Source organism: Microcoleus sp. BM001215392, assembly GCF_036700185.1.
Lineage (GTDB): Bacteria > Cyanobacteriota > Cyanobacteriia > Cyanobacteriales > Microcoleaceae > Microcoleus.
On sequence record NZ_JAUBOJ010000526.1, the window covers coordinates 1 to 4,092 of the forward strand.

Here is a 4,092-nt window from a genome sequence, read left to right on the forward strand (position 1 = left end):
CCCACGGAGGTGGGTTTTGTCTGTGTCGCCGCGATTTCAATCGCCGGGACATCTTCAACCCACGGAGGTGGGTTTTGTCTGTGTCGCCGCGATTTCAATCGCCGGGACATCTTAATATTGAGGAACAGACGAATCTACTTCTTGACTCCAAGCAGTAATCCCGCCCTTAACATTAATTCCCTCAATTCCGGCTTCCTTCAAAATGCCCAAGGCCTTCGCAGAACGGCCGCCCATTTTGCAGTGTGCAATCAAGCGGTGCCCGTTCAACAATTCCTTGACTTTGGCGACACCTTGGCCGTGTTCAATATCCGGCAAAGGCACTAAAACCGACCCCGGAATTTGAGCAATTTGATACTCGTTAGGATTGCGAACATCTAACAAGACAAAATCCTTGGCGCCGCTGTCGATTAATTTTTTAAGTTCCATGACAGTCATTTCAGGAATTTTCTGTTGTTCTGCTTCCTCGGCTTTAGCTTGAGGAATACCGCAGAATTGTTCGTAATCGATTAACTTGTCAATTACCGGACGCACTGGATTGGGCCGCAATTTCAGTTGGCGGAATGTCATATCTAAGGCGTTGTACAGCAACAATCTGCCGCTCAAAGTTGTACCTTGACCTAAGATGATTTTGATAGCTTCCGTGGCTTGAATGCAGCCAATTACTCCAGGTAAAACGCCTAAAACGCCGCCTTCGGCGCAGGAAGGAACCATTCCAGGAGGTGGGGGTTCTGGGTACAAATCGCGGTAATTCGGGCCGCCTTCGTAGTTGAAAACTGTGGCTTGTCCTTCAAATCGGAAGATCGAACCGTAGACGTTGGGCTTGTTTAAAAGCACCGAAACGTCGTTCATTAAATAGCGAGTCGGAAAGTTGTCGGTACCGTCGATGATGATATCGTAGGGAGTGGCAATGGCGATCGCATTTTCGGAACTAACGCGAGTCTCGTACAAATCAACTTGACAAAAAGGATTGATTTCTAAAATGCGATTTTTCGCCGAATCAATCTTCGGCTTCCCAACCCAAGAAGTGCCGTGAATTACTTGGCGCTGTAAATTGGAATGGTCTACAACATCAAAGTCTACAATCCCAATGCGGCCAACACCAGCGGCTGCTAAATACAGCAGCAGCGGCGAACCGAGTCCTCCCGTACCGACGCAGAGCACGCTGGCTGCTTTGAGACGCTTCTGCCCTTCCAATCCAACTTCTGGCAGGATCAGGTGGCGAGAGTAGCGTTCGTATTCTTGTTTGTTGAGCTGGATCTCGTCCAGATTAGGATTTAGCATGATATTCTCTATAGTCCCGATTTTGAATTATATCCTATCTGAATCTTTCGCATTTTTACGTGTTTGTTATGTTTAGTAATTATTTCTTAATCTGAGTCGGTTCGGCTACGATAATTTCCTCTGCTTGAAAGTTCCCCTCTGCGTCAAGACTCCAACTGCGGAGGTGTTCTGAAGTGCCTTGCCGCACGGACACGATGATGTAAGAGTATTGCGGCCAGGCTAGGGTGCGATCGCACTCCGAGGGCACTGCCGGACAATCCGGGTGAGAATGGTAGATGCCGATGATGTCTAAATTCATCTCGCGCCCGTGTTTCATCGCCCGCAACATATCTTCAGGCTTAATAGCATACCTGCGTCTTTCTGTCAAGGCTGTTTGTTCGGGCCAATTCTCCGGGGCTTGGACACTCCAAGCATTGTCAGCCGGCCAAACTTCTACTAAAGTTTTAATATCGTCAGCGATCGTACCTAACAATAAACCGCAGCATTCTTCTGGATAAGCGCTTTCTCCGTGGCTGCGGATTGATAATATTTGTTCGGGGGTGAGTGCGATATTTTGCATTTTTTATAGGCTTTTTTTAACGAACCGCGAAGGCGCTAAGGACGCGAAGGAAGAGAGGAGAAGGGAAGGGAATATTTTATATAACTAATGTTAAATATGCCCGGTTTCTTTTCATAATTCTTTAGTTTATTAACGAAGAATCTCTGACGAAACCGGGTTGATAATGCCGTGCGTAAGTGCTGGGCTATCTAGCCCTCAATTGCTATTAAGCGGGTGTTTGCTGCAATTCTGGCCGTTCGTCTGGGACGATCGCATTTTCGACGGGACACACCTGCAAACAAATGCCGCAGTCAATGCAGGTATTGAAGTCTATCCAAAACCAATCAGTGCCTTTGACGTTTTTGCCGGGGCCGGGGTGAATGCAAGCAACCGGACAAGCGCCGACGCAATCAGCAACTCCTTCGCAAATATTTGTAACGATAGTGTGCGCCATGTTTCTATTTTAGATTTTAGATTTTAGATTTTGGATTGGACATTATATAGCCTTTCTCAGAAAGATGAGGTACGACTGGGCATAGGGCATAGGGCATAGGGCATAGGGCATAGGCTTCCGTGGGTATACCTCACTTTTTTGAGAACCGCTATATCGTGTCTTTCTAACTACAGCAGTACAATTGGTTGGCAGTGAGGAATGCGAGTTCTAGGTTTTTTTTGCGGACTGAAGTCCTCACTATTAACCGTTTTTCTTGCTGGTAATTTGTGGGACGCGATCTTGGGAATTAGGTTTCAAACAAATCCTAGTTTACTGTTTCAATTGTTGGGACGCCTTCGGCATTTACCCAGGCAATTTGACCAATTCTGCGATCGCGCGCGTAGTCTCTAGCAGCCTCTTCTGTCTCCCGATTCTCTAAATCTATTTCCACCCGCACTAGGTGACTGGACTCTCGGAGTTTGCGGGCATAATCAAAGGCCGCCGCCGCTGCTTCCGCTGTTTGAGGCACTACCAACCATTCGCTGGCTGCTGTCTCTGTGGGCAATTGACCCTCTGTCAACAAAACTTGGTGCAAATCTTCAATATTCAGACAAAAGCCGATGCCGGGGGAATTTTGCCCTTGGGGGTCGAACAGTCCTAGCAGTTGGTCGTACCGTCCGCCTTGTCCTAACACTCGCTGTCCGCTTTTGCTGCTGCTGACAACTTCAAACACTATTCCAGTGTAATAGTCAAAGGTTTGAATTAAACTCAAATCGAGGTGGATGTGAGATTTGAGATTGGGGATTTTTGCTTGACATTTTTCCAGCAGTTCGATCGCACTTTTGAGTTCATTTAACGCGGCTTGCTGCGGCACATCTAAATCCAGCTTCGCCACTATCTCAAATACATCTTCTGGGCGGCCGCGCAAGTCAAACAACAGCAGAGCTCTTTCTCGCAATTCGTCCGACAACGGCAAAGTTTCTAAGGCTATGCGATCGAGATTGGCGATCGCGCCGCGCACTTTTTGGCGTACATTTGGCCCAAATGGTTCTAGCAAAGTTGCAGTCAAACCCGCTTCTCCTAGCACCAAATGCCAGTCATCAATTTCTAAGTTTTGCAAGCACTCAGACAGCAGCAGCAGCACTTCCGCATCCGCAACGCTCCCCCCCGCGCCCAGCAGTTCTACCCCCGCTTGATAGAACTCCTGTTGCCCGCCTGAACCCGTATCTGAGCCTTTGCGGAAGACGTTGGCGTTGTAGTAGAGGCGCTGGGGCTGCCAATTTGTCCCGGACATCCGCATTGCAGCCGCCCGGGCGATGGATGCTGTCAATTCCGGCCGCAAGCCGAGTTCTCCATCTTCAGCGTCTTGGAGTTGAATTAAGGTCGATCGGTCGATCGCGCCCCCAGCCATCAAAGTCTCCAGCCTTTCGAGAGTAGAAGTAATAATCCGGTGATAGCCCCAGCGGTGAAACACCTGCTGCAAGCGCCGTTCGATCGCAATTTTTTGAGCAACGTCAAGGGGCAATAAATCTCTTGCACCCGATGGGGGTTGGTGAACCATATCAATTTTAGATTTTAGACTTGAAATTTTTGATTCCGCTTAGAAGCTTAGCTTGAGGGGACGGTGTTAAAGTCGAACGCGGCAAGCCTAACATTCGACTTTAACAAATTAAGGTATCAACAATACGCTTGGGATCAGAAGACCGGGCGATTGAAACCGCCGTATTATCTTTTCAACGATTCAAAACTGACAACTGACAACTGACAACTGACAAGTGACAACTGAACAACTGACAACTGACAACTGACAACTGACAACTGACAACTGACAACTGACAAC

4 protein-coding genes are annotated in these 4,092 nt (G+C 48.0%); all 4 read right to left on the reverse strand.

Going from position 1 to position 4,092, the window contains the following annotated elements:
* Positions 1-111: 111 nt before the first annotated feature.
* Positions 112-1,281, reverse strand: coding sequence for a molybdopterin-synthase adenylyltransferase MoeB (moeB, locus tag QT974_RS32005; RefSeq protein ID WP_333472399.1), 1,170 nt, complete (start codon positions 1,279-1,281; stop codon positions 112-114).
* Positions 1,282-1,360: 79 nt separating this feature from the next.
* A complete protein-coding gene (locus tag QT974_RS32010; protein ID WP_333472400.1) occupies positions 1,361-1,840 on the reverse strand; it encodes a M67 family metallopeptidase in 480 nt (159 codons plus the stop codon).
* Positions 1,841-2,045: 205 nt separating this feature from the next.
* A complete protein-coding gene (locus QT974_RS32015; RefSeq protein ID WP_333472401.1) occupies positions 2,046-2,273 on the reverse strand; it encodes an indolepyruvate ferredoxin oxidoreductase subunit alpha in 228 nt (75 codons plus the stop codon).
* 304 nt (positions 2,274-2,577) lie between these two features.
* Complete coding sequence (locus QT974_RS32020) at positions 2,578-3,813, reverse strand: ATP phosphoribosyltransferase regulatory subunit (protein ID WP_333472402.1); 1,236 nt, start codon at positions 3,811-3,813, stop codon at positions 2,578-2,580.
* Between the last annotated feature and the right edge of the window lie 279 nt (positions 3,814-4,092).